The organism is Streptomyces sp. NPDC002773, assembly GCF_040295605.1.
Classification (GTDB): Bacteria; Actinomycetota; Actinomycetes; order Streptomycetales; family Streptomycetaceae; genus Streptomyces.
In genome coordinates this window covers 61,034-87,368 of record NZ_JBEOVO010000019.1, presented here as the reverse complement: position 1 = coordinate 87,368, position 26,335 = coordinate 61,034, and the positions used below count along the sequence as shown (strand labels likewise).

Below are 26,335 nucleotides of genomic sequence, written 5' to 3'. Positions count from 1 at the left end.
GGGAGCCTGCGGGGGCCACTGTCAGTGGCCCCCGGTAGGTTCTGGACGAGAAGCAGGAACGTCCACCGGAGGTTGTAGACCGTGACCGACACCAGCATGCTGCCCGAGTCCTGGCGGGACGTTCTCGGCGAGGAGCTGCGGAAGCCGTACTTCGCGCAGCTCACCGAGTTCGTCGAGCAGGAGCGCGCCCAGGGGCCGGTCTTCCCGCCGAAGGACGAGGTCTTCGCCGCCCTCGACGCCACGCCGTACGACAAGGTGAAGGTCCTGATCCTCGGTCAAGACCCCTACCACGGCGAGGGGCAGGGGCACGGCCTCTGCTTCTCGGTCCGGCCCGGAGTGAGGACCCCGCCCTCCCTGCGGAACATCTACAAGGAGATGCAGGCCGAGCTCGGACACCCCGTCCCGGACAACGGCTATCTGATGCCGTGGGCCGAGCAGGGCGTCCTCCTGCTCAACGCCGTACTGACGGTCCGCTCCGGCGAGGCGAACTCGCACAAGGGCAAGGGCTGGGAGAAGTTCACGGACGCGGTCATCACCGCCGTCGCATCGAGGCCCGACCCCGCCGTCTTCGTCCTCTGGGGCAACTACGCGCAGAAGAAGCTGCCGCTCATCGACGAGGAGCGGCACGTGGTCGTGAAGGGCGCCCACCCCTCGCCGCTCTCGGCGAAGAAGTTCTTCGGATCGCAGCCCTTCACCCAGATCGACGCGGCCGTCGCCGCCCAGGGGCACGAGCCGATCGACTGGCGCATCCCGGACCTCGGCTGAGCCTCGGCCCGATCGGGGCCCGGTACGGCTAGCGTCGACCCTCCCAGTGGTGAGCGGTGGAGGTCGCGGTGACCGAGCAGCAGCAGGTGTCGGACGACGGGGTCATGACCAGGATCGGGCAGGCCATGATGCTGCTCCACGGCGGGGACCGCGAGGAGGCCCGCAACCGCTTCGGTCTCCTCTGGCAGCAGATCGGCCCCGACGGGGACCCCCTGCACCGCTGCACCCTCGCGCACTACATGGCGGACGCCCAGGACGACCCCGACACGGAGCTGGCCTGGGACCTCCGGGCCCTGAGCGCGGCCGAGGGGCTCGCGGAGGAGCGGCTCGCCGCGCACGACTCGGCCGTCGCGCTCCGGGCGCTGTACCCCTCGCTCCACCTCAACCTGGCCGCCGACTACGTGAAGCTCCAGCAGCTCGACGCCGCCCGCGTCCATCTCGACCGGGCCCGCGTGGCCTCGGACCACCTGGACGACGACGGCTACGGGAACGGGGTGCGGGCCGCCATCGACCGCCTGGAGCGACGACTCTGCGCGGAGTGAGGGGGGTGAGCGGCCCGGGGGCGGTTCAGCGGCCGTACGTGCCGTGGCAGATCCTCGACTGATCGCTGCCGGGGGCCCAGCCCCCGTACCGCTCGCCCAGTTCGCAGACGTCCGCCCGGGACGCCGGCCGTTCTCTCGGCAGTCCGGTCAGGTCCGGTACTCCCGGCACTTCCGGCAGTTCGGGGAGGGTCGGCCGGGCCGTCGGGCGCGGGTGCTCACGTTCGCGCTGGCGCGGTACGGCCTCGGGTGGCTGCGCCTCGGCCCGGGGCGCGGGCGCCGCCCGCTCGTGTACGTCCGAGGTGGGTGCCGTGCGGGGCGCGGCGGGCGGCGGGGGAGCGGGCAGCGCCGCTTCGAGGGCCTCGCGGGCCGGGCCCTCGATCATCTGCGGGGCCACGTCCTGGCCGGAGCGTACGGTCTCCGCGGCGGCGGGGGCGGGAGCGGGCGCCGTCGGTGGGGCGTCCACCGAGACGCAGCCCGCGAGGGCGGCCACGGCCGCCCCGACCAGGATCTTCGCTGTGGTTCGGGTTCCATGCACCCGCGCCACTCTGCTGTCCCGTGGTGATCTTCGCGCCCCTACCGGCGGGGAATGCCCCGCACGGGTGAGCCGCCGCGGGACCGGACTTGACCGCTCAGTCGCCGGTCACGCCGTCGATCCGCTCCCGGATGAGGTCCGCGTGGCCGTTGTGGCGGGCGTACTCCTCGATCATGTGGAGGTAGATCCACCGGAGGTTGTAGGGCCGCCCGCTGCGGTGCTTGCCGTCGCCCAGGTCGTCGAGACCTCGGTCGGCCGCCACGCTGCGCGCGTGGTCGATCTCGGCCTGCCAAGTGGCGTAGGCCTCCTCGTAGGTGTCCTCATCGGTGGTGTGGATGTCCCGGTCGTTGTCCTCGTCCGTCGAGTAGATCCACTGCGTCTCCTCGCCGGCCAGGGTGCGGCGGAACCAGCCGCGCTCGACCTCGGCCATGTGCCGGACGAGCCCGAGGAGGTTGAGGTCGGAGGGCGGGGCGGAGAGGGTGCGCAGCTGGGCGTCGTCGAGCCCCTCGCACTTCCTCGCGAGGGTCGCGCGATGGAAGTCGAGCCACTGCTCCAGCGCCTCGCGCTCGCCCGAGGTGGTGGACGGGTCGACACGGCGGACGGATTCGGTGCGTTCGATGGTCATGCGCGGCATCGTCTCCCATGTGCACCGCTCGTGCCAGTGCATTGTCACCCCCGGGCGGGGCGGCCGCCCAGCATCCCCCGCAGCAACTCGCCGATGCTGAGCCGCAGTTCAGCACGGCTGGGCACGGCGGAATGGAAGGAGCCGACGGCGCAGGAGAACATCAACCCCTCCGCCCAGGCGATGAGCGAGAGCGCGTGCCGCTCGGGCTCCGCCGATCCGGCCGCGGCCGCCATCGCGACCAGGGGCCCGCGGAAGACGGACCCCGCGGAGTCGAAGAAGGCCCGGAGTTCGGGGCGTCGGGTGGCTTCGAGGGCCAGCTCGTAGCGGGAGACGAGCAGGGCGCGGTGGTCGGTGAGGTAGCGGTGCAGGGCGAGGGCGAGTACGTCCACGAGGACGTCCATGTCCACGGGGGCGTCCATGTCCACGGGGGCGGCGGGGTCTGCGAGGGCGTCGGTGTCCGTGCGTGTGTCGGTGTCCGCGAGAGGGTTGCCGCCGCCCGCGCCCGGCAGCTCGTCGGGGGTCAGAAGCTGCGCCTCCAACTGCACCTGACGTCGTAGGGCCGTCTCCAGGAGGGCCTGCCGGGTGCGCGCGTGGTTGGACGTCGAGCCCTGCGGAAGGCCCGCCCGCTCGTCCACGGCGCGGTGCGTCAGGCCGCGCATACCGCGCTCCACGAGGAGGTCGAGGGCCGCGTCCCCGATCCGCTCCGCGCGGGAGGCGGCGGGGACGTCGGTGGGGGCGCCGTCGGCGTCGGCTGCGGGGGAGGCGGCGGAGGTGCTCATGGGAACAACCTACTACCCGAGCGACTACATCTGTAGTACGGTCACGGAGTGGACGCACTACAGATGTAGTACCCCTTCCGAGGAGCCCTCATGGAACAGCACCGCGCCGTCATCGTCGGAGCGGGAGTCGGCGGCCTCACCGCCGCCGTCGCCCTCCACCGGAACGGCTGGCAGGTCACCGTCCTGGAACGCGCCGCCGACCTCGCCCCCGTCGGCGCCGGCATCGGCCTCGCCCCCAACGCACAGCGCGCCCTGGACGTCATCGGCCTCGGCGACCGCGTCCGCGACCTCGCCGCCTGGCAGGGCGACGGCGGCATGCGCGCCCCCGACGGCCGCTGGCTCGCCCGTACGAACGCCAAGGCCGCCGCCGCGCGCTTCGGCGGACCGCTCGTCCTCCTGCACCGCGCCACCCTCGTCGAGATCCTGACCTCGGCCCTCCCCGACGGCACCGTCCGCACCGGAGCGCCCGCCACGCTCGTCGACCCCGGCGACCCCCGCCGCCCCGCCCGCCTCGCCACCCCGCAGGGCGAGATCGAGGCCGAACTCGTCGTCGGCGCCGACGGCATCCGCTCCGCGATGCGGCACGCGCTCTTCCCCGAGCACCCCGGCACCCGCTACTCCGGCTGCACCACCTGGCGGGTCGTCGTCCCCGCCCCCGAGCGGCCCTTCGCCCCGCACGAGACCTGGGGAGCGGGACGGCTCTGGGGCACCCAGCCCCTCAAGGACGGCCGGATCTACGCGTACGCCATGGCCACCGCCCCCGCCGGCGGCCGTGCCCCCGACAACGAGAAGGCCGAGCTCCTGCGCCTCTTCGGCGACTGGCACCACCCCGTCCCCGAGATCCTCGCCGCCTCCGAACCCGCCCAGGTGCTGCGCCACGACGTCCACCACCTGCCCGACCCGCTGCCCGCCTTCCACCGCGGCCGCGTCACGCTCCTCGGCGACGCCGCGCACGCGATGATGCCGAGCCTCGGCCAGGGCGGGAACCAGGCGATCGAGGACGCCGTCGTCCTCGCCCACCACGCCCGTACCGCAGCCGAGTTCGTCCCGGACCGCGCGCTCGCCACCTACACCGCCGACCGTCTGCCGCGCACCACCGCCATCGTCCGCAAGGCCGCCCGCACCGGCGCCCTCACGATGCTCTCCGCCCGCCCCGCCGTCGCCCTGCGCTCCACCGTCGTCGGCGCCGTCTCCCGTTTCGGGCCCGGCCTCGTCCTGCGCGGCTTCGACGGCATCGCCGACTGGCACCCGCCGGTCGCCCACGCCCCCCGCGTAAGCTGACCGGCGCGAACGACCCGCGCGAGCGGGCCGGTGGACACGACAAGGGAGACCCCGTGAAGGTTGGCTGCATCGGACTCGGCGACATCGCGCAGAAGGCGTACCTGCCCGTCCTCGCCACCCTCCCCGGGGTCGAACTCCACCTCCAGACCCGCACCGCCGCCACCCTCGACCGGGTCGCCGACACCCTTCACCTGCCGGCCGCCCAGCGCCACCGCGACCTCGACTCGCTGCTCGCCGCCGGGCTCGACGCGGCCTTCGTCCACGCGCCGACCGACGTCCACGCGGAGATCGTCGGCCGTCTCGTCGAAGCGGGCGTCCCCACGTACGTCGACAAGCCCCTCGCGTACGAGTACGCCGAATCCGAACGGCTCGTGGAACTCGCCGAGAAGCGTTCGGTCTCCCTCGCCGTCGGCTTCAACCGGCGCCTCGCGCCCTCCTACGCCCAGTGCGTCGAGCACCCGCGCGAGCTGATCCTCCTGCAGAAGAACCGCGTCGGTCTGCCCGAGGACCCCCGCACGCTCGTCCTCGACGACTTCATCCACGTCGTCGACACCCTGCGGTTCCTGCTCCCCGGCGAGGTCGACCACGTCGACGTACGGGCCCGGATCCGCGGCGGCCTCATGCACCACGTCGTGCTCCAGCTCTCCGGCGACGGCTTCACCGCCATCGGCATGATGAACCGGATGAACGGCTCCACCGAGGAGATCCTGGAGGTCTCCGGCCAGGACACCAAGCGCCAGGTCCTCAACCTCTCCGACGTCGTCGACCACAAGGGGCAGCCGACCCTGCGGCGGCGCGGCGACTGGGTGCCGGTGGCCCGCCAGCGCGGCATCGAGCAGGCCGTCCTCGCCTTCCTCGACGCCGTGCGCGACGGGCGGGTCCTCGACGCGCGGGACGCCCTGCTCACCCACGAGCTGTGCGAGCGCGTCGTACGCGAGGCGCTGGCCCAGGCCTCCTGAAGGCCCCGGCGCCCTCGGCGGCGCACACCGCCCCCACCACGACGAGCGCCCCGTACAACGGCCAGTCGCCCCACCGGACATAGCCCGTCGCCGTCCCCGAGAGCGGCAGCTCCCGGACGGCGACGGCGCTCGCGTCCGTACCGAGGACGGGTCCGATCCGGCGTCCGTCGGGGCCGTACGCGGCACTGACACCGGTGAGCGTCGCGTGCACGACAGGCCGGCCCGTCTCCGCCGCCCGCAGCGCGGCCAGGGAGGCGTGCTGGGCGGGCGCCCAGCTCTCCTGGAAGGTGCTGGTCGCCGACTGGACGACCAGGAGCCCGGCCCCGTCCTTGACGAGACGCCTGCTCATGTCGGGGAAGGCCGACTCGAAACAGATCAGCGGCCCGACCCGCAGGCCCCGGGTGCCGTCGGGGCCGGGCAGCGTCATCACCACCGGAGCCGTACCCCGCCGCCGGTCCTCCTGGGCCGCCTTGCCGACCGAGGTCACCCAGCCCAGGACCTCGCGGGCCGGGACGTACTCGCCGAAGGGCACGAGCCGCATCTTGTCGTAACGCTCTCCCGTGAGTCCCGTGGGGGTGACCAGGACGGCGCTCTTGAAGATGCCGGGGCGGTCGGCGCGGCGGGCGTCGACGTTCACCAGGAGCGGCGCGTCGACCGTGCGGGCCAGGGCGGTGAGCCGGGCGGCGAGTTCGGGCCGGCCGGCCGGGTCGACGCCCACGCCGCTCTCGCCCCAGACCACCAGGTCGAGCCGCTGCCCCGCGAGCGTACGCGTCAGCTCCTCGGCACGGGCCAACCGCCGCTCGGGCCCGTCAGGACCGCCGAACACCCCCGGCTGTACGAGGGCCACCCGTACCGTCCCGCTCTCGGCCGGCGCCCCGACGCCCCAGGCGGCGGTGCCCGCGACCAGCGCGCAGGCCGCGAACCCCGCGACCCCGGCGGTACGCGGCCCGGGCGCCGCCACGAGCAGCACCACGGCGGTGTTCACCGCCACCACGAGCAGGCTCACCAGCCAGATCCCGCCGACCGATGCGAGCCGCAGCGCCGCCGGAACCTCCCACTGGCTCGCCCCGAGCAGCCCCCACGGGCCACCCAGCCCCTCCCAGGAACGGACCAGCTCGATCAGCAGCCAGCCGGACGGCACCGCGAGCAGCGCCGCGGCGGCCCGCGCCGGAGACGGCACACCACCGAGCAGGGACCGCACGAGCCAACCCCACGGCACCCACAGCAGCCCGAGCAGCGCGGCGAGCGGCAGGAGGAAGACGTGCAGGCTGGGCAGCAGCCAGTGATGGACGGCAAGCACGAAACCGACCCCGCCCAGCCAGCCGTCGAGGCCGGCACGACGCGCCCCCGGCGCCGTCCGGATGAGCAGCAGCCACGGGACGAGCGCGAGATAGGCCCACCACCAAAGCCCCGGCGCGGGAAAGGCAAACGCGGGCAACGCCCCACAAGCGACGGCGAGCACCCCGCGCCCCCCGCCACGCCACCGCCCCGCCCCGGACGCGGCGGCGCGCCCGCCCTGCTGGCCTGCCCCGGACGCGGTGGCGCGTCCGCCCCTGCGGCCCGCTCCGGAAGCGGTGGCGCCTTCACGCCGCAGCGCCGACCCCTGGCCCGAGCCGGACGCCGGGCCACCCCAGCGGAACCGACCCGCCCCGGAAGCCGTGGCCCCTTCACCTCGCAGCGCCGACCCCCGGCCCGAACCGGGCGCCCGGCCACCCCGGCGCAGCCGTGCCCAGCCCCGGACCGGCCCGGAACCCTGAGCCTCGGCCCGGCGCCGCTCCCGGCCGCCGAGGGGAATTCGCATGGCATGCCTCCCGCCCTTGCCTTCAGTGTCGGGCGTGACGGGGCCGGGCGCGGCCTGGAGGGAACCCGCGCCGGGCGCCGCCCGCAGGGGCACGGGCCGGACCGGCGGGTACGTCGCCGCCCGGCGCGGGTGCGGCCCCGGCGCGGCGGGGTACGGCCGGACGGGCGGTACGTCGCCGCCCGGGACGGCCCCGGCCCAACGGGGCACGGCCGGACCGGCGGTACAGCGCCACCCCGGCGCGGGCGCGGCCCCCGCCCGGCTTCATTCGTGTCGGCGCCAGCGTTCGTCGACGACGACCGAGCGCAGCCGCCAGCCCTCGGCGGTCCGCAGGGCCGCGAACGCGTAGCGGCCCCCGCAGACGAAGTCCTCGCCGGACGTGAACCGCATCGGGTTGACGTAGTCGGCTCGGACGTCGGCCGCGTCGCCCGTTTCCGGATACCCCGGCGGCTGTCGGAAGAGGACCCGCCGGTTCACGATGAGGTGCTGGCGTACGGGGAAGAGCGTCATCGTCCCGGCGAGCCAGTCGGCGACCTCGGCGGCCGGGCCCTCGATCCCGCCCGACCCCCGGTAGTCGGCCCGGCCGTCCGGGGCGAACAGGGCCCGGTAGGCGGTCCAGTCGGCGTCGTCCACGGCTGCCGCGTACCCGGTGATCAGGTCGTCGACGGCGATTCGGTCCATCACGGTCGCGAGGTCCACGCGCTGCGTCATCGGCTCAGTGTCGGGCAGCCGGCGCCCGGGGCCAAGAGGCGTGCGCGGCCCGAGCCGTCGCCGGGGTCGCCGGCTCGGAGGCGCACAAGCCAGGAGCCCCCAGGGGATCCTGGGGGCTCCTGCCCTGTGCGAGCGGTGGTACCGGTCACGCCCGGAGCAGCCGTTCCGTCACCTCACGGTAGGTCCGCAGGGTGAGCCGGAGCTGCTCGGTGTCGGCGCCCCGGCCACCCGCGTCGCCGGCGGACTGCCAGCCCGCTCGCAACGCGGTACGACGGTCCTTCAGCGCGGCGATGAGCTGCTGCTCCGCCTCGGCGAGGATCTCGGCCGCCTCGGCGACCGAGTCGTGCGGCGAGTCGACGAACCCGGCGAGCGCGTGATGCAGACGCTGGCCGAGACGGTCGCGTTCGACGTCGCCGAGGAGCTGCGTTCCGGGGCCGTCGCCGCCGGTGGCGGGCGCCTGCCCCGTACCGGACGCGGGGCTGCTCACCCCGCCGGCCTGCTCGTTGCCGTGCACACCGCTGACCTGCTGGCCGTGCACACCGCCGACCTGCCCGTTTCCGTCACCGCGCCCCGGGCCGCGGCCGTCGCCGGAAGCGTGGCCGACGCCCTGCCGGTCCGTCGTGTCCCGTCCGCGCGGCGCGGCGGGGGTCGGGGCGGGAGCGTGGGTGCGGCTCCCACCGCTCCGGCCCGTGGCACCGGGGTCCTCGGACGGGACGGCGGACTGCGGCGCCTGCGACAGCGCCACCGGAGGCGAGGTGAGCGGGGCGGGCGGCCGGGGCGCGTCCGCCGGAGGTGCGGGCGGGGGTTCCGCCGGAGAGCCGGCGCGCCGGGCGAACGCGGCCGGGGAAGGGACACCCCCGTTACCGGCGGGCGCCGGTGCACCGGCGCCACCCGCGGCGGCCTGGGGCCCGGGCGGCGTGGATGCGCGCCGCCCGTCTCCCTCGGCCCCGCCCGCTGCCCGCGGATCCCGGCTCTGGCGTTCCATCACGCGCCACTTCCCTTCGGCTTGAGGAGATGCCCGCGGCCACGCCCGGACGACGTGCGCGTCCTGGCGGCCTTGGTGACGGCCGGACTTCCGGCCCCTGTCAGGTCCTCGAACAGGGCCCGTGCGTGCACCAGTGCCTCCCGCAACTCCTCGGTGGAGGCGGACGTGGAGTGCGCCGCACGGCGTACCGTGCGCAGGCCCTCCACATGGTGCGGGTGGTGCACCGACAGGGCGTCGAGCTGTTCTTCACGCCGCTGGGGATCCGGGAAACCCCGGCTCGCGGCGGTGTGCGCGAGGAGCTCGTCGGCGTCGGCGACGGCCTGCCGCGGCGTGTCGACGAAGCGCTCCTGGAGCATGGTCCATCGAGCGGCGTACTGCTCGCGGACCGACGGCTCCAGCGGCAGAGGGCGGATGCCGCCGTGCCGCTCGACCCGATCGAGCAGGTCGCGGTGGGCGGCCTCGCTGTCGCCGTCGTGCTGTGCGAGGGTGCGGTCGTACTCGGGGCCGAAGCGTCGTCGGAGGGACCGCGCGCCGCTGCCCGCGCCCTTGCGGGCCCGTAGCAGCAGAGCGGCTCCCACGACCACGGCCACCAGCACCACGAGGATGAGAACTATGGTCAGGGTCGACATGACTGCCTTCCTGGACGGTGACTCCTGGCTGGCTGTTCGTCAGTGTTTGCTGGGCGCCTGTGAATTCGCCTTGCCGCTTGTCGCCCGGTCAAACCTGACCGTGTTCCCGGCCGTCCTCAGGAGGGCAGGTTCTGTTCCGCCCAGACCACCTTGCCGGTGACCGTGCGGCAGGACCCCCACCGGCGGCACAGCATGTTGATGAGCTGCAGCCCCCGGCCGCCCTCGTCGCTGAGATCGGCGTGCTGGATCTGAGGCAGGTCGGGGCCCGTGTCCGAGACCTCCACGACGAGGCGCTCACCGCGCAGCAGCCGGAGTCGGCCCGGACCGTTGCCGTACCGAAGGGCGTTGCCCACGAGTTCCGAGACGACGAGTTCGCACGCGTCGGCGAGTTCCGTCAGGTCCCACGCGGCGAGCTGGTCCTTGACGAGGCCTCGGGCGACGGACGCCGCACGCCCTTCCTGCGGCAACTGCCACTCGCGCAGATCCGCGGGGCCGTCCGGGGCGTCCGAGACGTCTGAGGCGTTCGAGGCGTGCGTCGCGACGAGGAGCACGGCCTCGTCGAAGCGGGCGGCGCCGGCAGGGGCGCACGCGATCAGGCCGCCGCCTTCGAGGGCCCCGGGCGCCAGGCCGCGTACCGCCGAGCGCAGCCGGTCCAGCTGGTGGTCCAGGTCCGCGTGCCGGGACTTGACGAGGCCGTCCGTGTACATGACCAGGTTTCCGCCCGCGGGTACTTTCAGACGGATCGGGTCGTACGGAATCACTCCCGCGCCGAGCGGCGCGCCGACGGGTACGTCCGCGAACTCGGCGGAGCCCTGCCCGTCGAGGAGCAACGGGGGCAGATGCCCGGCGCTGGCCAGCGTGTAGGTGGAGTCGGCCGGGTCGAACACGGCGCAGAGGAAGGTGGCGACCTGCTCGTCCTCCAGGTCACGCGTGGCGAGGTCGAGCCGGGCCAGGACGCGCTCCGGAGCCATGTCCAGGGTCATCAGGGTGCGGGCCACGGTCCGCAGGCGCCCCATGGTGGCGGCGGCGGGCAGCCCGTGGCCCATGACGTCGCCCACCATGAGGGCCGTGCGGCCGCCGGGCAGGGCCATGACGTCGTACCAGTCCCCGCCCACGCCGTGGCGGGCCCTGGAGGGCGCGTACTCCGCCCGTACGCGCAGCCCGGGCGTCACCGGGGTCGCGCGCGGCAGCAGAGTGCGCTGGAGCGAGATGACGTGCTCGCGCTCGCGCCCGTACAGCCGCGCGTTGTCGATGTAGACGGCGGCCTGGGAGGCCAGCTGTTCCGCCAGGGCGAGGTCGGTGGGGGAGAACGGCGGCCGTCCGGGGCCGCGGACGAAGTCCGCGCTGCCGAGCAGCAGCCCGCGGGCGATCAGCGGCACCGCGAGATAGCTGTGCACTCCGGCGGCCCGCATCTTCGCCGCGGCGCTCTCCGTGGGCGCGATCTTGATGAAGTCGTCGTTCCTGATGCGGCTCACCAGCACCGGGCGGCCCTGCCCCAGGCAGTGGCGGTGGAGCAGCGTCTCGTGCGGCTGCTCGGCCCGGGCGGAGGCCTCGCCCACCGGCGTGGGTTCCAGGGAGGACAGCTCCTCGACGGCGGAGAGCGCGGTGGCCCGCATGGGCGGAACGCCCGTACCCGTCCAGCGTGCGCCTTCGTCTCCGCGCAGGACGCTCTCCAGGATGTCGACGGCGGCGCCGTCGGCGAAGCCGGGCACGGTGAACTCGGCCAGCTCCTGGGCGGTGCGCTCCAGGTCGAGGGTGGTGCCGATCCTGGATCCCGCGGAGTTCAGCCAGGCCAGCCGACCGCGTGTGGTGATCCGGCCGAGGGGAACCTCACCGCCGCCCGGCCCGAGCCGTCTGCGGGCACCGGCCGACCGGCGCACCACGGCGCGGCTGGGCAGGCGCCGTCTCCCCTTGCCGCCGTTCACTTCTTCGACCTCCAGACAGGAACTCGATCGGTGTTGAGGCCAGCATGCACCTCTTGCCGACGGATCGGCTCGTTTCAGCCCCAGGACTCGACCGATACGGCATCCGGAAGCGGGCGGGCCGGCCCCTCGGCGTCGGAGCCGTGGCCGCCGCGCTGAACCTTCCATGCCTTCGCCTAGCTCCCCCACAACCTCATCTGCTGGAGAAGCCCGAACCTGATCGCACAACGAGCTCTACAGGACGATCAACACATGATATCGGCCAGCGTGTGGGGCTTTCTTGATCAACTACCACTCTGCGTGATCTTCTCGCCCTGGCGCAGCGTGCGCCAGGGCGGACGTCTTCCCACGTGCCAGGCTGTTCTCTGTTCATCCCGTACGGTCTGTTTGCCGCTCTCGCCACGCGCCGCCCTCTGTCGAGAGCAGAGCCTGCGGTCTACGGAGCGAATCCAGGGGAGCGGACGGCCGTGCGCTGCTACGGTCGGGCGCCATGAGCTGGCTTCCCGATGACTTCGTCCACCCCGTCCTGGTACCGCTGCCGGGCGGAGGTCATCACCTGCGGCCGATCCGGGAGGCGGACACCCCGCTCGACTATCCGGCTGTGATGGGTTCGCGCGAGCGGCTGTGGAGCATTTTCGGCCCGGCCTGGGGCTGGCCCGCGGCCACCATGACCTACGAGGCCGACCGGGCCGACCTTGTGCGGCACGAGAAGGAGATCGCCGCGCACCAGTCCTTCAACTACGCGCTGTTCGACGCGGCGGAGACCGTTCTGCTCGGCTGTGTCTACATCGACCCGCCGGAGAGGGCAGGCGCGGACGGCGAGATCGCCTGGTGGGTGGTGGACGAGCTGGTGGGCGGCAAGGTCGAGCAGGCCCTCGACGCGCTGGTGCCGCGGTGGATCGCCGCCGACTGGCCCTTCGAGCAGCCGCGCTTCCTCGGCCGTGACATCTCCTGGCCGGACTGGCTCGCCCTGCCGCAGCATCCCGACAAGTAAGTGGTTGCGGCAGGACGTCGAGAAGGAGTAGAGCGACGTCATCGCGATGGGCCCGCACGGCTGGTGCCGTACGGGCCCTTCCTGCGGCACCCCTCGGTCAGGCGTCTCCCGTCCCCCGGGTGGTGCGCTTCGTCAGCCGGCGGATTCGCCCGCGTGTGGGCTCAGGACGTCCGTGCCGACCAGGATGAAGAGCAGGATGCCCAGCAGGATCCGGTAGATCACGAACGGCATGAAGGACTTCGTGGTGATGAACTTCATGAACCAGGCGATCACCGCGTAGCCGACGACGAAGGCGATGATCGTGGCGAAGATCGTCGGGCCCCAGGAGACGTGGCCGCCCTCGCCCGCGTCCTTCAGTTCGAAGACGCCGGAGGCGAGGACCGCCGGGATCGCGAGGAGGAAGGAGTAGCGGGCGGCCGCCTCGCGGGTGTAGCCCATCAGCAGGCCGCCGGAGATCGTCGCGCCCGAGCGGGAGACGCCCGGGATGAGGGCCATCGCCTGGCAGAAGCCGAAGATCAGGCCGTCCTTCACGCCGAGTTCCTTGAGCGTCTTGCGCTCGCGGACCACTCGGTGGCGGCCGCCGGCCTCGTCGCGTGCGGCCAGCCGGTCCGCGATGCCGAGGACGATGCCCATGACGATCAGCGTGGTGGCGATCAGCCGGAGATCGCGGAAGGGGCCCTCGATCTGGTCCTTGAACGTGACGCCGAGGACACCGATCGGGATCGAGCCCACGATCACCAGCCAGCCCATCTGGGCGTCGTGGTCGGAGCGCATCGACTTGTCCTTGAGGGAGCGGAACCAGGCCGAGATGATCCGGGCGATGTCCTTGCGGAAGTAGATCAGGACCGCGGCCTCCGTGCCGATCTGGGTGATCGCGGTGAAGGCCGCGCCCGGGTCGTGCCAGCCGGCGAACGCCGCGGTGAGTCGGAGGTGCGCGCTGGAGGAGATGGGAAGGAACTCCGTCAGCCCCTGGACGAGTCCGAGGATGAACGATTCGAACCAACTCATGGGGCTAGGGCCGTCCCGTTATGTACGTGTGCGGTCAGAAGGTCGTGCGCAGCGTACCGTCCCGAGGTGAATCGCCCGTGCTCAGGCCTCCTGAGGGTCCGTCGGGCCCGTCCTCGTCCAGCCGGGTGCCCGGACGTGGGCGACGAGGGTCTCGCGGTCGGCCTCGCCGCCGCAGTGGGCGCACACGAGCCGGGGGCTGAGGACCTCGCCGCACTCGTGCTCCAGGACGATGGGACGCGCTTCCGCGTTGAGGTGGCGGTCGCCCCAGGCCATCAGTGAGACGAGCACCGGCTGGAGTTCCTCGCCCGCCGCGGTGGCCCGGTACTCGAAGCGCTGGGGGCGTTCGCTGTACGGCACCTTCTCCAGGACCCCGGCCTCGACGAGCCGCTTGAGGCGGGCGGTGAGGATGTCGCGGGGGGCGCCGGTGTTGCGGGCGATCCGGTCGAAGCGGCGTACCCCGAGCGAGACCTCGCGGAGTACGAGGAGTGCGTACTTCTCGCCGACGAGAGCGAGGGTGTCGGCGATCGAGCAGGGGCGGGGAGCGGCCTTCATGGGGCAAGCGTAGGGCAGCGCCCGAGAAGTGGGTTTGAAAATCCAACTCACAGGGATATGTTACCGACGAGTGTCGGTCCACTTCTCCAACTCAGGAGCCTGTCATGCGCGACGCCGTCATCGTCGAAGCCGTCCGGACCCCGATAGGGAAGGGCAAGGCGGGCGGAGCCCTGTCCCACGTCCACCCCGTCGCCCTCCTCTCCCACACCCTCCGCGCCCTCGTGGAACGCAGCGGCATCGACCCCGCCCTCGTCGACGACGTGATCGGCGGCACCGTCGACCAGGTCGGCGAGCAGGCCATGAACACCACCCGGTACGCCTGGCTCGGCGCCGGGTTCCCCGAGTCCGTGCCCGCCACCACCGTCGACCGGCAGTGCGGCTCCTCCCAGCAGGCCGTCCACTTCGCCGCCCAGGGCGTGCTCTCCGGCGCGTACGACATCGCCGTCGCCTGCGGGGTCGAGTCCATGAGCCGCGTCCCCATGTGGTCCAACGTCCCGCCCGGCGCCGACCCCTTCGGTCCCGGTGTCGCCGAGCGCTACCCCGAAGGCCTCGTACCGCAGGGCGTCAGTGCCGAACTCATCGCCGCCAAGTGGTCGATCGGCCGCGAGGCCATGGACGCCTTCGCCGCCGCCTCGCACACCAAGGCCGCCCGCACCTGGGCCGCCGGACTCTTCGACGCCGAGGTCGCCCCGTACGAGGACGTCCGCCGCGACGAGTCGGTGCGCCCCACCACCACCCCCGAGATCCTCGCCGGGCTCCGGCCCTCCTTCGAGGACCCTGGCTTCGCCGCCCGCTTCCCCCAGATCGACTGGTCCGTCACCGCCGGGAACAGCAGCCCGATCAACGACGGCGCGTCCGCCGTCCTCGTCATGGCGGCCGACACCGCGAGGAGCCTCGGCCTGCGGCCCCTCGCCCGGCTGCACAGCTTCGCCGTCACCGGATCCGACCCGCTGCTCATGCTCACCGGCGTCATCCCGGCCACCGAGAAGGTCCTGCGCCGGGCCGGCCTCGCCCTCGACGACATCGACCTCTTCGAGATCAACGAGGCCTTCGCGAGCGTCGTCCTCGCCTGGCAGCAGGAGACCGGAGCCGATCCGGCCAAGGTCAACGTCCACGGCGGTGCCATCGCCCTCGGTCACCCCCTCGGCGCCAGCGGCACCCGCCTCACCACCACCCTCGTCCACGCACTGCGGGCCAGGGGCGCCCGGTACGGGCTGCAGGCGATGTGCGAGGCGGGCGGCCTCGCCAACGCGATGATCGTCGAGGCGCTCTGACCCGGTCGTCAGCCGGGCGGCGGCGGGCGGCGGCGGGCGGCGGCGCGCGCTAGCGCGCGCCGCCCACCGGCTCCGGCTCCGGGGCCCCGCCCGGGACCGGAGCACCGCCCAGGGCCGGAGCGGGAGCTGTTGCCGGTGCCCGCAGCGCGTGCCGCTTGCGCCAGGCCACCACCGCGGCCGCCAGCCCCGACAGGACGATGAAGCCCGCGGAGAAGAGGAAGGCCGGGGAGCCAGGCGAACCGGCCTGTGCGCCCGCCACGACATACGCCGCCGTGTTGGGCACGGTGCCGAGCGCCGTCGCCAGGAGGAACGGCGCGTACCCCATCCGGGAGACGGCGGCGCAGTAGTTGGCCGCCGCGAACGGCACCCCCGGGAACAGCCGGATCGCCAGCATCGAACGGAACCCGTGCCGGCTCAACTGCCCGTCCGCCGCCGTCAGCCAGCGACCCCGCAGCAGCGGCCGCAGCGCGTCCTGCCCGAGGAACCGGCCGAGGGTGAACGCGATCCCTGCGCCCAGGACCGTCCCCGCGACCGCCGCCGTCAGACCCGCGGCGGAACCGAACAGCGCGCCCGCCGCCAGATTGAGCACCGGCCGCGGTACGAAAGCCGCCGTGCACACCCCGTACGCCAGGCCGAAGAGGAGCACCGCCCCCGCGCCGCTCGTCCGCGGCGGCCAGCCCGAGGCGAGGAGCCGCTGCGGCTCGTACAGCAGCACCAGGGCCGCCGCCGTGAGCAGCAGCAGAGCGAGAAGGGAGAGCCGCGCGCGGGGCGAGAGCAGGGCCCGGGAGCAGCGGACGGCGAGGGAGCCCGGCGGCCGGGGCACGGGAGCGAGCATTCGGGGAGAGTAACGGACGCGTCCGTATGATCGCCGTAATGTGCGTCATGTCCGGGCGGATGCGCGTGACGGCCGGGCGGACACGCGTGACGTCCGCGCGTGAGGTCCGGCGCTTGTGCGTGAGGGCCGACGGGCCCCAGCCCGGACGACCCCAGGGCAGGGAGACCCATGACCGACACCACGCCGCCGGACGCCGGCCTCGGAGACGTGCCCCGCAGCGCCCTCGCCGACACCGTCCTCGACCGGCTCACCACCCTCTACCCCGCCGCCGGAAACCCTTTCCGGGCGCAGGAGATGGCGGCGTACATGCAAGGCGTCGCCCCGTTCCTCGGCGTACGCACCCCCGAGCGCCGGGCCCTGTCCCGTACCGTCCTCGACGGCACACCGCGCCCCGACGAGGCCGACTGCGTCGCCGTCGCCCTGCGCTGCTTCGCGCTGCCGGAGCGCGAGTACCACTACTTCGCCGTCGACTACCTCCGCCGTCATGTGAAGCGCTGCTCCTCCGACTTCCTGCCCGTGGCCCGCCGGCTCGTGACCACCGTTTCGTGGTGGGACACCGTCGACCACCTCGCCGCCCACGTCGTCGGCGGCCTCGTCGCGGCCGACCCCTCCCTCGGTGCCCGCATGGACGAGTGGATCGAGGAAGAGGACGTGTGGGTGGCCCGCACCGCGCTCCTCCACCAGCTCCGCTTCAAAGGGGCCACGGACGCCGACCGGCTCTTCGCCCACTGCCTGCGCCGGGCCCCCGACACCGACTTCTTCCTCCGCAAGGCCATCGGCTGGGCCCTGCGCGAATACGCGAAGACCGCACCCGGCGAGGTCCGCGCCTTCGTCGCCGCGCACACCGGCCGTCTCTCCCCGCTCTCCGTCCGCGAGGCCCTCAAGCACCTCTGAGCCCCACCGCCTGTACCGCCCGTGACCGGGCCCCCGGCACAATGAGCACGTGAACGAGCACATCCCCGTCATCCGCGAGGTCGACCAGGGCACCGCGCGCCTCATGCCCGACGTGGACCGGGAGCGGGCCTGGCTCCTGACGGTCGACGGCGCGCCCCAGTCGTACGTCGACCTCGACGACCCGGCGTACCTGGAGTTCGAGTACGCGCGCCGGCTCGCGCACGTCGTCGACGGCGCCGACGACGACGGCGCACCGCTCGACGTCCTGCACCTGGGCGGCGGGGCGCTCTCCCTGCCCCGGTACGTCGCCGCCACCCGGCCCGGCTCGCGCCAGGACGTGGTGGAGGCGGACCGGGGGCTGCTCGCCCTCGTCGCGGAACACCTGCCGCTGCCCGCGGACTCCGGGATCACCGTGCACGCCGCGGACGCCAGGCGGTGGCTGGCGGACGCCCCCGCCGCCTCGGCCGATCTGATCGTGGGGGACGTGTTCGGCGGCTCGCGCGTCCCCGCCCACCTCACTTCCGTCGAGTACGCGCGCGAGGTCCGGCGCGTCCTGCGGGCCGACGGGATCTACGCCGCCAACCTCGCCGACGGGGCGCCCTTCGCCTTCCTCCGCTCCCAGCTCGCCACCTTCGCCGCCGTCTTCCCCGAGCTCGCCCTGGTCGCCGAACCGGCCGTACTGCGCGGCCGCCGCTTCGGGAACGCGGTCCTGGTCGCCTCCGGCCGGGAGATCGACACCGCCCACCTCGCGCGACGGGCGGCGGCGGACGCCTTCCCCGCGCGCGTGGAGCACGGCGAGACCCTCGCCCGGTTCACCGGAGGCGCGGAACCGGTCCTCGACGCTGGGGCCGTGCCCTCACCCGTCCCGCCGGACGGCGCCTTCGGCATCGGCTGAGGCGGGAGGGGCGGCCGAGGCAGGGGTGACCGACGCGGAGGCGGGGGCAGGTGCCGGAGACAGCACCGGACCCGGGATCTCCTTCGTGTGCGGACGCCGGGTCAGGTTCCGTACGTCCGGCACCACCAGGACCAGGGCCGTGACGAGCACCATGAGCGCCGCCGCGCCCCACAGCGCCTCGCTCCGGCCGAACGCGCTCTCCGCCGGGCCCGCGAGCGCCGTCGTCAGCGGCAGCAGGGCCGTCGAGCCGAACCAGTCGTAGGCCGAGACCCGGGACAGCTTCTCCTCCGGGATCTCCTGGTGCAGGGCCGTCATCCACGAGACGCCGAAGACCTCGATGGCCACGCCGCTCACGAACATCGCGGCCGTCAGACCCACCGCGTCGAGGGGTACGGCGAGCGCCGCCGACGGCAGGGCGATCGGGAACACGCACAGCGTCCCGACGAACAGCATCCGCCGCGGCTTCCACCGGGACATCAGGACGGCGCCCGCGAGCGTCCCCACGCCGTACGCGGCGAGCGCGATGCCCCAGGGCCGCGCGCCGCCGAGTTCGGCCCGCGCGACCAGCGGCCCGTACACCGACTCGACCGCTCCGATCAGGCCGACCACCACGGAGAACTGGGCGACGATCGACCAGAGCCAGGGCCGGCCGACGAACTCGTGCCAGCCCTCCCGCAGATCGGCGAAGAGGCCGCCGCTCGGAGCGCGCTCGGGGATGCCGCTCACGTCCAGGAAGGCGCGCAGCCCCGCCGCTACGGCGAAGGCGACCGCGTCGATCAGCAGCACCCAGCCGGGTCCGACGAAGGCGACGAGGGCGCCACCGAGCGCGGCGCCGCCGATGGTCGCGCTGTGCATGGCCATCCGGTAGACGGCGAAGGCGCGGCTCGCCTGCTCGCCGCTGACGCTCGACAGCAGCATGCCCTCGGCCGCGGGGTTGAAGAAGGCCTGGCCGGTGCCGCAGAGCGCGGTGAGCACCATCATCTGCCAGATGCGGGCGTCGCCGGCGAGGACGAGGGCGGCGAAGACGGCCTGCGAGACGCAGTTGAGGGCGTTGGCCGCGACCATCACCCGGTGCCGGGGCACCCGGTCGGCGACGGCGCCGCCGATCAGCAGGAAGAGGACGAGCGGCAGGAAGCGCGCCATCGCCACCAGCCCCACGTCGCCCGCGTCGCCTCCGGACTCGAAGACCGCCCAGGTCGTGGCGATCAGGGCGCCGTGCGTGCCGAGGTTGGTCACGATCGTGGCGGCGGTGAGGAGGACGTAGTTGCGGCCGGCCCACTCGGGTCGGCGGGAGCCGAGCGGGGTACGGCGGGGGGAGGCGGCGGGTCTGTTCACCCCGGGACTATCCCTGCCGACCCGCCCCGATGCCAAGCCGTTATCCGGACGGCGGACCGCCCCGCGAGCCGGTATACGGACGGCGGACCGCCCCGCGAGCCACTGTCCGGACGGTGGACCGGCCGCCAGCCGTTTCCGGTCGGCGAACCGGCCCCTCGACCGGTCCGCCGGCCCCTCGACCCGTCCGCCGACCCGGCGGGCGGGTCGCCGACCCCGCGGCGGCTCAGGAGTCCGGTGCCAGGCGGACCGTCGAGAGGATCTGACGGATGGTGGCGTCCGGCAGCTCGTCCGCGACGCCGTCGGCCGCGTAGAGCACCCAGGTCGTGAAGTCGCCCACGGCGTTCTTGAAGGTGAACGCGATCGACTTGCCGTCCGTCTCGCACTTGTTGCGCTTCTTCACGCCCGGCGCTGTGGCGGTCGACATGCTGCCGGTGAGCCCGGACGTCGTCTTGTAGGGCACGGCCTTGGTGATCTTGATGGTGCCCTTGGGCATGTGCTGCGCGTAGCCGCCCCACACCCACGAGCCGGCCTCGCCGTACGCGGCGTCCCCGGTGTTCTTGGCGCCCTGGCCGCCCTTGGTGCCGGCGGTGCTCAGGCCCCAGGTCTCGTTGGTGCCGTTCTTGTCGACGTCGTACGTGCACCACTCGCCCTTGAGGCGTCCCGGCGACGTCATCGTCATCAGGGGGCTGCCGTCGTTCTTCTTCTCGTCCTCGAAGGCGGTGATCATCCCGGGCTTCAGGACCTCCCACTCCGGCGGTACGTCGAAGAGGGTGTTGTACTTCGGGTTGTAGACGACCTTCCAGCCGGGGATCGTCGGCTGATGGGCGGCGCCGTCGCGCGGGTTGGCGAGGGACGGGGAAGTGCTCGGGTCCGTCGACGAGGCCGTCGGGGCCGACGGGGTCGCCGGCGCGGCGGAGTTCTTGCCGCCGGCGGTGGGCTGCTCCCCCTTGTCGTTGCCGAGCACGAGGTAGCCGGTGACACCGGCGGCGACGACCACGGCGACGGCGGCGACGATCGCCACCAGCGTCGTCTGCTTCTTCTTCCCGCCGTCGGGGCCGCCGGGCAGACCCGGGCCCGGCACCGCGTACTGCTGCGGCACGGTCGGCTGCTGGTACGGGTTCGGCTGGCCGTAACCGGGCTGCTGGCCGTACCCCTGCTGCGGGTAGCCGGGCTGGGTGGCCGGTGGCTGCTGCGGATAGCCGGGCTGGGCCGGCTGCTGCTGCGGGTACCCGGGCTGGGTCGGCTGCTGCTGATACGGGTTCGGCTGCTGGTTCGGCTGCTGGTACCCCGGCTGCTGGTAAGGGTTCTGACTCTGGTCCTGCGGGTTCTGCTCGCCCCCGGGCGGCTGCTGTCCTGGCCACATGGCCAGTAACCATAGAGGTGCGCGGGCCCTTCGACCACGCCCGGCCCCGCACCGCGGCTCCGCGAGGGTATGGCCAAGGCTGCTACTGGTGGGTAACATCACGGCCATGAGCGCAGACCAGATGTCCGTCGGCGAGATGCTCGCCGCCACGGTCCCCATGGCCGGAACCCTGAACCTGGAGTTCCTGGAGACCACCGCCGAGCGCGCCGTCGTGCGCCTGCCGGACCAGCCCGCCTACCACAACCACCTCGGCGGCCCGCACGCCGGAGCGATGTTCACGCTCGCCGAGTCCGCCAGCGGCGCCATCGTGCTCGCCGCCTTCGGCGACCAGCTGGGCCGCGCCGTGCCGCTCGCCGTCAAGGCCGAGATCGGCTACAAGAAGCTCGCCAAGGGCGTCGTCACCGCCACCGCCACCCTGGGGCGCCCCGCCGCCGAGGTCGTCGCCGAGCTCGACGCGGGTGAGCGGCCCGAGTTCCCGGTACGGATCGACATCACGCGCGAGGACGGCGCCGTGACCGGCGAGATGACCGTCGTCTGGACCCTGCGCCCGAACGCCTGACCCCGGACGCCGCGCGCCGCCCCCGTACCCCCTGGGTACGGGGGCGGCCGCGTTCCGGACCGCCCGGGACCGGACCGGCCACCCCTCCGCGACCGGGTAGGCTGCCCCGGCGTGCCGCCGCGGCGCGCGCCGGCGCCAGGGCCCCCGACCACGGGCCGGCGCGGCACGGCAGTCGAAACGGGAGGAAGCCGCGTTGCACGTCCAGGAGTGGCTGGAGACGATCCCCGCGGTCGCCGTCTACGTCCTTGTGGGGGTGGTGATCGGGCTGGAGAGCCTGGGCATCCCGCTGCCGGGCGAGATCGTGCTCGTGAGCTCGGCCCTGCTCGCCTCGCAGCACGGCGACATCAACCCGTGGGTGCTCGGCGGCTGCGCCATCGCCGGCGCGATCATCGGCGACTCGATCGGCTACGCGATCGGCCGCAAGGGCGGGCGGCCCCTGCTCGCCTGGCTCGGCGGGAAGTTCCCCAAGCACTTCAGCGCGGCGAACATCGCCCTCGCGGAGCGCTCGTTCCAGAAGTGGGGCATGTGGGCGGTCTTCTTCGGCCGTTTCGTCGCCCTGCTCCGCATCTTCGCCGGGCCGCTCGCGGGCGTGCTCCAGATGCCGTACTGGAAGTTCCTCATCGCCAACGTCTTCGGCGGCATCCTCTGGGCCGGCGGCACGACGGCCGTCATCTACTCGGTCGGGATCGTCGCCGAGGCGTGGCTGAAGCGCTTCTCGTGGCTCGGTCTCGTCCTCGCGGTCCTGATCGGTGTCGCCTCGATGCTGATCATCAAGAACCGCGCCAAGAAGGCCGCGGCGGAGCACGCGGAGGCCGTCGAGCCCGCCCCCGCGCCGGAGCCGGTCGGCGTCGCGGACTGACGGCCCCCGGTCGTACGGGGAGGAGGGCGGCACCCGCCGACGGGTGCCGCCCTCCTCCGTGTCCCCGGACGCACGGCTTACGGTTCAGTCGTACGGCTTGCGGCTCAGTCCTCGAAGACCTCGGCGTGGGCCTTGGCGAGGTGCAGGTACATCTCGGCGTTGAGCCTGATGCCCGCCTGCTCCTCCTCGCTCAGCGGACGGCGCACCTTCGCCGGCACGCCGGCGACCAGCGAACCCGGCGGGACCACCATCCCCTGCGGGACGAGCGCCTGCGCGGCGACGAGCGAGCCGGCGCCGATCCGCGCCCCGTTGAGGACGGTCGCCCCCATGCCGACGAGGACGTCGTCCTCGATGACGCAGCCGTGCACGGTCGCGTTGTGACCGACGGTCACACGGGCCCCGATCGAGACGGGAAAGCCGGGGTCGACGTGGACCGTGCAGTTGTCCTGGACATTGGCGTCCTCGCCGATCTCGATGGGGCCGCAGTCCGCCCGCAGCACCGCGTGGTACCAGATGTTGGCGCGCGGACCGAGCGTCACCTCGCCGAGGATCACGGAGGTCGGGGCGGTGAAGGCGGTCGGATCGATCTGCGGCTCCTTGCCGCCCACACCCTTGATCAACGCCTCTGTCATGGTTCGCTCCTGATCGTCAGCCGTCGTGTCACGCCCGGGGGTTCCCCCGGCCGCACCCTATGCCGTGCTCATGACGGACATCACAGGGCACCGCGCCGATCAGGTGCGACGGTGCCGACTACGGTGTCCGGGTGCCCAGGAACAGAAACACGTTCTCATCCCTCGCCGTCTGGCGGCGCCGGGTCCTCGCGCGTGCCGTGCAGGGCGGCTGGCGCTGGGTGCAGGAGGCCGGCTCCGTCACCGCCGAGCACCCCGGGAAGCTGCGCTTCCGCCGTCTCGGCGCGGGCACCCGGCTCGCCTTCCCGCAGGGCACGGTCTTCGGCGAGCGGTGGATCGAGATAGGCGAGTGCTGCATCGTCGCCGAACAGGTCACGCTGACGGCCGGGATGCTGCCGGGCCTCGACCTCGGGACGGAGACCGTACTGACGCTCGGCGACGGGGTCGTCCTCGGCCGGGGCAGCCATGTCATCGCCGACGCGAAGGTGAGCATCGGCTCCGACACGTACTGCGGCCCGTACGTCTACATCACCTCGACCAACCACAGCTACGACGACCCGGACGAGCCCGTCGGCCGCCAGTGGCCCCGGTCCGAGCCGGTCACCATAGGCCCCGGCTGCTGGCTCGGCACGGGCGCGGTGATCCTGCCCGGCGCACGGCTCGGCCGGAACGTGGTCGTCGCGGCGGGCGCGGTGGTACGGGGAGAGGTGCCGGACCACTCGGTCGTGGCGGGCGCCCCGGCCAGGGTCGTCCGCGGCTGGGACCCGGAGAAGGGCTGGCAGCCGCCACTGCGCACCCCGGCCCCGGTCCCGATCCCGGAACACGTCACCGCCGCGCAGCTGGAGGCCCTCTCGGTCTGGGAGGCCGGGCGCGCCGGCAGCTCCGAGACCGTCCCCTCGTGAGGCCCTGGCAGCGGCGCCGGCCGGTCGCGAGCTGAGACGCCGGCCCCGACGCTACCCGGTCGCGAGCAGGACCGTGCCCACCAGGGCGAGACCCGCGCCCGCCGCCTGGATCGCGCGGAGCCGTTCCTTCAGGACGCCACGGGCCGCGAGGGCCGTCACCACCGGGTAGAGGCTGGCGAGGACGGCGGCGACGGTGACCGGGCCCTGCTGGGCGGCGATCGCGTACGTACCGTTGGCGGCGACGTCCGCGAGGCCGACGAAGGCGAGCGCGGGCAGGGCCGCGCGGATCACCTGGGGGCCGCCCTCGGGGAGGGCCCGGCCGCCGCGCCTCACCGAGGCGTACAGGGCTCCGCCGCCCACCAGGACGTTGGTGACCCGCTGGACGAACAGGGCGAGGAAGAGGCCGGTGATCGTCGTGGACGCCTCGGCGATGAGCGCCATCACCGACCCGAAGCCGAAGGCCGCGACCAGCGTCAGCAGGACCGCCTGGCGCTGGACGGGCGCCCCGCGCAGCTCCGGTCCGCCGGCGAGGAGCACGCCGACGACCGCCACCGCGATCCCGGCGAACTGGAGCAGCCCCGGCCGGTCGCCGACGAGGAGGCCGACCGAGACGGGGACGACGACGCCGAGCGAGCCGAGCGGGGAGACCACGCCCATGGGGCCGAGCGCGAGTGCCTTGTAGAAGGCGAGCATGGCCGCGGGGCCGACCACGCCCGCCCCGACGGCGTACCAGAGCTGCGGGCTCGCCTCCGTCCAGGCGCCGGTCGCGAGGACGACGGTGCCGAGGACGAGGACCGCGAGGACCTGGGAGACCACGACGACCGTGAGCGCGGGGATCCGGCGGGTGAGCAGCCCGCCGCCGAAGTCGGCGAGGCCCCACAGGAGGCTGGTGGCCAGGGCGAACAGGGCGGTCATGGGTCCTCGCAGTCACGGACGGCAGTACAGTGCAGTGAACAATCGGGTGCACCCCACCGTAGTTCAGTCCATTGAACTCTGTCATCCAAAATATTGGACGGAATGTGTCGGACCTCGATCAGCTCACGCAGTCGCTCGCCCGGAACCTGAAGCGCTGGCGCAAGGAGCGGAGCCTCACCCTGGACGCCCTCGCCGCACGGGCGGGCGTCAGCCGCGGCATGATCATCCAGATCGAGCAGGCGCGCACCAACCCCAGCGTCGGCACCACCGTGAAGCTCGCCGACGCCCTCGGCGTCTCCATCACGACCCTCCTCGACTACGAGCAGGGCCCCCAGGTTCGGCTCGTCCCGCCCGACCAGGCCGTCCGCATGTGGTCCACCTCCACCGGCAGCCACACCACGCTCCTCGTCGGCACCGAGGCCCGCGGCCCCCTGGAGCTCTGGTCCTGGACCCTCATGCCGGGCGACGGCAGCGCCTCCGACCCGCATCCCGACGGCACGGTCGAGCTGCTGAACGTCACCTCCGGCGTCCTCACCCTCGTCGTCGACGGGGAGGAACACACCCTGCCGGCCGGCACCTCCGCCGTCTTCGAGGCCAACACGGCGCACGCCTACCGCAACGACGGCACCGAGCCCGCCGAGATGACGATGGCCGTCTCCATCCCGCCCGTACGCTGAGACGGGCGGCCGCCCGCCCGGCTCCCGTTGCTAGCGTGCGAGGCATGCGCGCACCCATCGGAGACTTCGACGACGCCACGCCCGCCCCGGACCGCCTCGACCTGCTGACCGGCCCCGTCGCCGCCGCGGTCCGCGCCTGGACCGGGCCCGTACCGGCCGATCAACTGCTGTACGTGGACACCGACCCGGCCATCGCCGACACCGCCGTCTTCGTGGAGCACCACGGGCCCGAGTTGCTCGACCGGTCCGCCAACTGCGTGATCGTCGCGGGCAGGCGCGGCGACACGACGACCCTGGCCGCGTGCGTCGTGAAGTCGGCGGACCGGGTCGACGTCAACGGGGTCGTACGCAAGCATCTCGGCGCCCGCAAGGCCTCGTTCGCGCCGATGGACACCGCGACCGGCGAGACCGGCATGGAGTACGGCGGCATCACCCCCGTCGGCCTCCCCGTCGCCTGGCCCCTCCTCGTGGACGCCGCCGTGGTGGACACCGAGTGGGTCCTGATCGGCAGCGGCCGCCGCCGCGGCAAGCTCATCCTGCCGGGCAAGGCCTTCGCCCAACTGCCGGGCGCCGTCGTCCTGGAGGGGCTGGGCGTCCCCGTCGGCTAGGCCGTGTCAGGGCAGGCGGGGGATTTCGATGGCGGGGCAGCGGTCCATGACCATGTCGAGGCCCGCCGCGCGGGTGCGGGCGAAAGCGGACTCGTCGATCACGTCCAGCTGGAACCAGACCGCCTTGGCGCCGATCGCGACGGCCTCGTCGGCGATCCCGCCCGCGTGCTCGCTGTTGACGAACACGTCGACGACGTCGACCGGGAAGGGGATGTCGGCGAGTGAGGCGTAGCCCTGCTCGCCGTGGACCGTCTCCGCCTTCGGGTGGACCGGCACGATCCGCTTCCCGAAGCGCTGGAGGACCGCCGCCACGCCGTACGCCGCCCGCCCCTGGTTCGAGGAGAGTCCCACCACCGCCCAGGTGTCGCCTGTGGACGTGAGGATCCGCCGAACCGTCTCCGACGCGGAGTACTCGGTGGGTTCCGTGGACGTGGTGTCGACGCTCATCGTTTCTGCTGCCTTTCCTCGGCGCGGCCTGTCTCCCCGGTCAACGAGCCGGGCCGAGCCG

At 73.4% G+C, this 26,335-nt stretch carries 29 protein-coding genes; 13 read left to right on the top strand and 16 right to left on the bottom strand.

Annotated elements, in window-relative coordinates:
- Nucleotides 1-81: 81 nt before the first annotated feature.
- Together ung and ABT034_RS22750 are read left to right on the top strand one after the other, a co-directional pair.
- The gene (gene ung, locus ABT034_RS22755; RefSeq protein WP_351217965.1) at nucleotides 82-765 is read left to right on the top strand and encodes a uracil-DNA glycosylase; all 684 of its coding nucleotides are present in this window, start codon (nucleotides 82-84) and stop codon (nucleotides 763-765) included.
- Between the two features lie 68 nt (nucleotides 766-833).
- The gene (locus ABT034_RS22750) at nucleotides 834-1,307 is read left to right on the top strand and encodes a hypothetical protein (protein WP_351217964.1); all 474 of its coding nucleotides are present in this window, start codon (nucleotides 834-836) and stop codon (nucleotides 1,305-1,307) included.
- Nucleotides 1,308-1,332: 25 nt separating this feature from the next.
- Here the strand turns inward: ABT034_RS22750 and ABT034_RS22745 are convergent, their stop codons facing one another.
- From ABT034_RS22745 to ABT034_RS22735, 3 genes are all read right to left on the bottom strand, one after another.
- Nucleotides 1,333-1,842, bottom strand: a complete 510-nt coding sequence (locus tag ABT034_RS22745; protein WP_351217962.1) for a hypothetical protein — start codon at nucleotides 1,840-1,842, stop codon at nucleotides 1,333-1,335.
- Between the two features lie 94 nt (nucleotides 1,843-1,936).
- Nucleotides 1,937-2,473 (bottom strand): DinB family protein, encoded by a 537-nt coding sequence (locus ABT034_RS22740; protein ID WP_502973018.1) that lies wholly within the window; start codon nucleotides 2,471-2,473, stop codon nucleotides 1,937-1,939.
- Nucleotides 2,474-2,508: 35 nt separating this feature from the next.
- Nucleotides 2,509-3,243 carry a TetR/AcrR family transcriptional regulator gene (locus tag ABT034_RS22735; RefSeq protein ID WP_351217958.1) on the bottom strand — a complete coding sequence of 245 codons (735 nt, stop codon included), beginning with the start codon at nucleotides 3,241-3,243 and terminating at the stop codon, nucleotides 2,509-2,511.
- 90 nt (nucleotides 3,244-3,333) lie between these two features.
- Here ABT034_RS22735 and ABT034_RS22730 point away from each other — a divergent pair, with 90 nt between their 5' ends.
- Nucleotides 3,334-4,524, top strand: coding sequence for an FAD-dependent monooxygenase (locus tag ABT034_RS22730; protein ID WP_351217956.1), 1,191 nt, complete (start codon nucleotides 3,334-3,336; stop codon nucleotides 4,522-4,524).
- A 53-nt stretch (nucleotides 4,525-4,577) separates the two neighbouring features.
- Nucleotides 4,578-5,483 carry a Gfo/Idh/MocA family protein gene (locus ABT034_RS22725; protein ID WP_351217954.1) on the top strand — a complete coding sequence of 302 codons (906 nt, stop codon included), beginning with the start codon at nucleotides 4,578-4,580 and terminating at the stop codon, nucleotides 5,481-5,483.
- Here ABT034_RS22725 and lnt read toward each other — a convergent pair.
- The 5 genes from lnt to ABT034_RS22700 form a co-directional block, all read right to left on the bottom strand.
- Entirely contained in the window at nucleotides 5,428-6,921 is a 1,494-nt protein-coding gene (lnt, locus tag ABT034_RS22720) for an apolipoprotein N-acyltransferase (RefSeq protein ID WP_502973017.1), read from the bottom strand. The genes ABT034_RS22725 and lnt overlap by 56 nt on opposite strands.
- Before the next feature lie 624 nt (nucleotides 6,922-7,545).
- Nucleotides 7,546-7,992 carry a nuclear transport factor 2 family protein gene (locus tag ABT034_RS22715; protein ID WP_351217950.1) on the bottom strand — a complete coding sequence of 149 codons (447 nt, stop codon included), beginning with the start codon at nucleotides 7,990-7,992 and terminating at the stop codon, nucleotides 7,546-7,548.
- A 145-nt stretch (nucleotides 7,993-8,137) separates the two neighbouring features.
- A complete protein-coding gene (locus ABT034_RS22710; RefSeq protein ID WP_351217948.1) occupies nucleotides 8,138-8,737 on the bottom strand; it encodes a hypothetical protein in 600 nt (199 codons plus the stop codon).
- A gap of 239 nt (nucleotides 8,738-8,976) precedes the next feature.
- Nucleotides 8,977-9,606, bottom strand: coding sequence for a hypothetical protein (locus tag ABT034_RS22705; protein ID WP_351217946.1), 630 nt, complete (start codon nucleotides 9,604-9,606; stop codon nucleotides 8,977-8,979).
- 116 nt (nucleotides 9,607-9,722) lie between these two features.
- Nucleotides 9,723-11,531: an ATP-binding SpoIIE family protein phosphatase gene (locus ABT034_RS22700; RefSeq protein WP_351217944.1), complete on the bottom strand. Its 1,809-nt coding sequence runs from the start codon at nucleotides 11,529-11,531 to the stop codon at nucleotides 9,723-9,725.
- 487 nt (nucleotides 11,532-12,018) lie between these two features.
- Here ABT034_RS22700 and ABT034_RS22695 point away from each other — a divergent pair, with 487 nt between their 5' ends.
- The gene (locus ABT034_RS22695; RefSeq protein WP_351217942.1) at nucleotides 12,019-12,522 is read left to right on the top strand and encodes a GNAT family N-acetyltransferase; all 504 of its coding nucleotides are present in this window, start codon (nucleotides 12,019-12,021) and stop codon (nucleotides 12,520-12,522) included.
- A gap of 132 nt (nucleotides 12,523-12,654) precedes the next feature.
- Here ABT034_RS22695 and ABT034_RS22690 read toward each other — a convergent pair whose 3' ends face one another.
- Together ABT034_RS22690 and ABT034_RS22685 are read right to left on the bottom strand one after the other, a co-directional pair.
- Nucleotides 12,655-13,530 carry an undecaprenyl-diphosphate phosphatase gene (locus ABT034_RS22690; protein WP_351217940.1) on the bottom strand — a complete coding sequence of 292 codons (876 nt, stop codon included), beginning with the start codon at nucleotides 13,528-13,530 and terminating at the stop codon, nucleotides 12,655-12,657.
- An 81-nt stretch (nucleotides 13,531-13,611) separates the two neighbouring features.
- Nucleotides 13,612-14,082 carry a winged helix-turn-helix transcriptional regulator gene (locus ABT034_RS22685; protein WP_351217938.1) on the bottom strand — a complete coding sequence of 157 codons (471 nt, stop codon included), beginning with the start codon at nucleotides 14,080-14,082 and terminating at the stop codon, nucleotides 13,612-13,614.
- Nucleotides 14,083-14,186: 104 nt separating this feature from the next.
- Here ABT034_RS22685 and ABT034_RS22680 point away from each other — a divergent pair, with 104 nt between their 5' ends.
- Entirely contained in the window at nucleotides 14,187-15,356 is a 1,170-nt protein-coding gene (locus tag ABT034_RS22680; RefSeq protein ID WP_351217936.1) for a thiolase family protein, read from the top strand.
- Between the two features lie 49 nt (nucleotides 15,357-15,405).
- Here ABT034_RS22680 and ABT034_RS22675 read toward each other — a convergent pair whose 3' ends face one another.
- Nucleotides 15,406-16,191 (bottom strand): TVP38/TMEM64 family protein, encoded by a 786-nt coding sequence (locus tag ABT034_RS22675; protein ID WP_351217934.1) that lies wholly within the window; start codon nucleotides 16,189-16,191, stop codon nucleotides 15,406-15,408.
- Nucleotides 16,192-16,359: 168 nt separating this feature from the next.
- Between ABT034_RS22675 and ABT034_RS22670 the strand changes: the two genes are divergently transcribed.
- Nucleotides 16,360-17,085 (top strand): DNA alkylation repair protein, encoded by a 726-nt coding sequence (locus ABT034_RS22670; RefSeq protein ID WP_351217933.1) that lies wholly within the window; start codon nucleotides 16,360-16,362, stop codon nucleotides 17,083-17,085.
- 49 nt (nucleotides 17,086-17,134) lie between these two features.
- Nucleotides 17,135-17,980, top strand: a complete 846-nt coding sequence (locus ABT034_RS22665) for a spermidine synthase (RefSeq protein WP_351217931.1) — start codon at nucleotides 17,135-17,137, stop codon at nucleotides 17,978-17,980.
- Here the strand turns inward: ABT034_RS22665 and ABT034_RS22660 are convergent.
- Nucleotides 17,942-19,315, bottom strand: coding sequence for an MFS transporter (locus tag ABT034_RS22660; RefSeq protein WP_351217929.1), 1,374 nt, complete (start codon nucleotides 19,313-19,315; stop codon nucleotides 17,942-17,944). The two genes, ABT034_RS22665 and ABT034_RS22660, sit on opposite strands and share 39 nt — an antisense overlap.
- Nucleotides 19,316-19,538: 223 nt before the next feature.
- Nucleotides 19,539-20,678 carry a DUF8017 domain-containing protein gene (locus ABT034_RS22655; RefSeq protein WP_351217927.1) on the bottom strand — a complete coding sequence of 380 codons (1,140 nt, stop codon included), beginning with the start codon at nucleotides 20,676-20,678 and terminating at the stop codon, nucleotides 19,539-19,541.
- A gap of 106 nt (nucleotides 20,679-20,784) precedes the next feature.
- On the opposite strand from ABT034_RS22655, the gene ABT034_RS22650 reads away from it, so the two are divergent.
- A complete protein-coding gene (locus tag ABT034_RS22650) occupies nucleotides 20,785-21,237 on the top strand; it encodes a DUF4442 domain-containing protein (protein ID WP_351217925.1) in 453 nt (150 codons plus the stop codon).
- Nucleotides 21,238-21,430: 193 nt separating this feature from the next.
- Nucleotides 21,431-22,096: a DedA family protein gene (locus tag ABT034_RS22645; protein ID WP_351217923.1), complete on the top strand. Its 666-nt coding sequence runs from the start codon at nucleotides 21,431-21,433 to the stop codon at nucleotides 22,094-22,096.
- Between the two features lie 104 nt (nucleotides 22,097-22,200).
- Here the strand turns inward: ABT034_RS22645 and ABT034_RS22640 are convergent, their stop codons facing one another.
- Nucleotides 22,201-22,728 carry a gamma carbonic anhydrase family protein gene (locus tag ABT034_RS22640; RefSeq protein ID WP_351217921.1) on the bottom strand — a complete coding sequence of 176 codons (528 nt, stop codon included), beginning with the start codon at nucleotides 22,726-22,728 and terminating at the stop codon, nucleotides 22,201-22,203.
- 131 nt (nucleotides 22,729-22,859) lie between these two features.
- Between ABT034_RS22640 and ABT034_RS22635 the strand changes: the two genes are divergently transcribed.
- On the top strand, nucleotides 22,860-23,627 hold the full coding sequence (locus ABT034_RS22635; RefSeq protein ID WP_351217919.1) for an acyltransferase: 768 nt from the start codon (nucleotides 22,860-22,862) through the stop codon (nucleotides 23,625-23,627).
- A gap of 51 nt (nucleotides 23,628-23,678) precedes the next feature.
- On the opposite strand, the gene ABT034_RS22630 is transcribed toward ABT034_RS22635, so the two are convergent.
- Complete coding sequence (locus ABT034_RS22630) at nucleotides 23,679-24,542, bottom strand: EamA family transporter (protein WP_351217917.1); 864 nt, start codon at nucleotides 24,540-24,542, stop codon at nucleotides 23,679-23,681.
- Between the two features lie 104 nt (nucleotides 24,543-24,646).
- On the opposite strand from ABT034_RS22630, the gene ABT034_RS22625 reads away from it, so the two are divergent.
- On the top strand, nucleotides 24,647-25,219 hold the full coding sequence (locus tag ABT034_RS22625; protein WP_351217915.1) for a helix-turn-helix domain-containing protein: 573 nt from the start codon (nucleotides 24,647-24,649) through the stop codon (nucleotides 25,217-25,219).
- 44 nt (nucleotides 25,220-25,263) lie between these two features.
- Nucleotides 25,264-25,827: a YbaK/EbsC family protein gene (locus ABT034_RS22620; RefSeq protein ID WP_351217913.1), complete on the top strand. Its 564-nt coding sequence runs from the start codon at nucleotides 25,264-25,266 to the stop codon at nucleotides 25,825-25,827.
- Between the two features lie 6 nt (nucleotides 25,828-25,833).
- On the opposite strand, the gene ABT034_RS22615 is transcribed toward ABT034_RS22620, so the two are convergent.
- Complete coding sequence (locus ABT034_RS22615) at nucleotides 25,834-26,274, bottom strand: CoA-binding protein (RefSeq protein WP_351217911.1); 441 nt, start codon at nucleotides 26,272-26,274, stop codon at nucleotides 25,834-25,836.
- Nucleotides 26,275-26,335: the final 61 nt, after the last annotated feature.

What these genes read in the sequence shown, in the direction of transcription:
- ABT034_RS22740 (WP_502973018.1), bottom strand. Translation starts at nt 2,473, where the DNA reads ATGCCGCGCATGACCATCGAACGCACCGAATCCGTCCGCCGTGTCGAC.
- ABT034_RS22735 (WP_351217958.1), bottom strand. Translation starts at nt 3,243, where the DNA reads ATGAGCACCTCCGCCGCCTCCCCCGCAGCCGACGCCGACGGCGCCCCC.
- ABT034_RS22730 (WP_351217956.1), top strand. Translation starts at nt 3,334, where the DNA reads ATGGAACAGCACCGCGCCGTCATCGTCGGAGCGGGAGTCGGCGGCCTC.
- ABT034_RS22715 (WP_351217950.1), bottom strand. Translation starts at nt 7,992, where the DNA reads ATGACGCAGCGCGTGGACCTCGCGACCGTGATGGACCGAATCGCCGTC.
- ABT034_RS22705 (WP_351217946.1), bottom strand. Translation starts at nt 9,606, where the DNA reads ATGTCGACCCTGACCATAGTTCTCATCCTCGTGGTGCTGGTGGCCGTG.
- ABT034_RS22695 (WP_351217942.1), top strand. Translation starts at nt 12,019, where the DNA reads ATGAGCTGGCTTCCCGATGACTTCGTCCACCCCGTCCTGGTACCGCTG.
- ABT034_RS22690 (WP_351217940.1), bottom strand. Translation starts at nt 13,530, where the DNA reads ATGAGTTGGTTCGAATCGTTCATCCTCGGACTCGTCCAGGGGCTGACG.
- ABT034_RS22685 (WP_351217938.1), bottom strand. Translation starts at nt 14,082, where the DNA reads ATGAAGGCCGCTCCCCGCCCCTGCTCGATCGCCGACACCCTCGCTCTC.
- ABT034_RS22680 (WP_351217936.1), top strand. Translation starts at nt 14,187, where the DNA reads ATGCGCGACGCCGTCATCGTCGAAGCCGTCCGGACCCCGATAGGGAAG.
- ABT034_RS22675 (WP_351217934.1), bottom strand. Translation starts at nt 16,191, where the DNA reads ATGCTCGCTCCCGTGCCCCGGCCGCCGGGCTCCCTCGCCGTCCGCTGC.
- ABT034_RS22670 (WP_351217933.1), top strand. Translation starts at nt 16,360, where the DNA reads ATGACCGACACCACGCCGCCGGACGCCGGCCTCGGAGACGTGCCCCGC.
- ABT034_RS22655 (WP_351217927.1), bottom strand. Translation starts at nt 20,678, where the DNA reads ATGTGGCCAGGACAGCAGCCGCCCGGGGGCGAGCAGAACCCGCAGGAC.
- ABT034_RS22650 (WP_351217925.1), top strand. Translation starts at nt 20,785, where the DNA reads ATGAGCGCAGACCAGATGTCCGTCGGCGAGATGCTCGCCGCCACGGTC.
- ABT034_RS22640 (WP_351217921.1), bottom strand. Translation starts at nt 22,728, where the DNA reads ATGACAGAGGCGTTGATCAAGGGTGTGGGCGGCAAGGAGCCGCAGATC.
- ABT034_RS22630 (WP_351217917.1), bottom strand. Translation starts at nt 24,542, where the DNA reads ATGACCGCCCTGTTCGCCCTGGCCACCAGCCTCCTGTGGGGCCTCGCC.
- ABT034_RS22620 (WP_351217913.1), top strand. Translation starts at nt 25,264, where the DNA reads ATGCGCGCACCCATCGGAGACTTCGACGACGCCACGCCCGCCCCGGAC.
- ABT034_RS22615 (WP_351217911.1), bottom strand. Translation starts at nt 26,274, where the DNA reads ATGAGCGTCGACACCACGTCCACGGAACCCACCGAGTACTCCGCGTCG.